Genomic DNA, 646 nt, shown 5'->3' on the forward strand with positions numbered 1-646 from the left:
CCTTTGACGCGGACAGTGGGATCACGGATATCTGGACGGTAAACCCGTTCCTCAACCTGATCGCCCCGTTTACCCCCACCGGTATTTTTGTCACCGCCTCACTGGTCACGATGGCCTGCCTGCTGACGCGCAAGGGGTATAACTGGATATCCGGCTATCATCCGGTAAAGGACAGGCGCGGGTTCGATATCCTGCCGGACGGCACACACGGCTCGAGCCGGTTCATGATGCGGGAAGAGATGGAGCGGGTACTGGATGTGGGCAGGCTGGACAGCCTTTCCGGCACGGTCTACGGCAAGCATAAGGACGACCCGCTGGACAGCGATGCTTATGCGGACTATGTCGCGTCCAGCAAAAAGGCCGGCCTCGCCGGCAGCCTGCTGGTCGTGGGCGCGCCGGGTACCGGCAAGAGCTGGGGGTTCGTCCGGCCGTTCGTATTCCAGTGCGTGAAGCGGCGCGAGAGCATCGTCCTGACCGATCCCAAAAATGAACTTTATGAAAGCATGGCCGGCTACTTGACCGATCAGGGTTACGAAGTGCGGGTGTTTAACCTGCTGGATATGGAGCACTCGGACCGCTGGGACCCGATCGGCGAGGCGGACCACGACCCGCGGCTCATACCGGTCATCGCCTCCACCATCATCGC

General features: G+C 61.1%; 1 protein-coding gene. It reads left to right on the forward strand.

The genetic code is table 11. The features are described from left to right. On the forward strand, window positions 1-646 hold a 646-nt coding region (locus H8S45_RS15930), incomplete at both ends, for a type IV secretory system conjugative DNA transfer family protein (RefSeq protein WP_186950622.1).

The sequence above is a fragment of the Agathobaculum faecis genome (assembly GCF_014287995.1).
Classification (GTDB): domain Bacteria; phylum Bacillota; class Clostridia; order Oscillospirales; family Butyricicoccaceae; genus Agathobaculum; species Agathobaculum ammoniilyticum.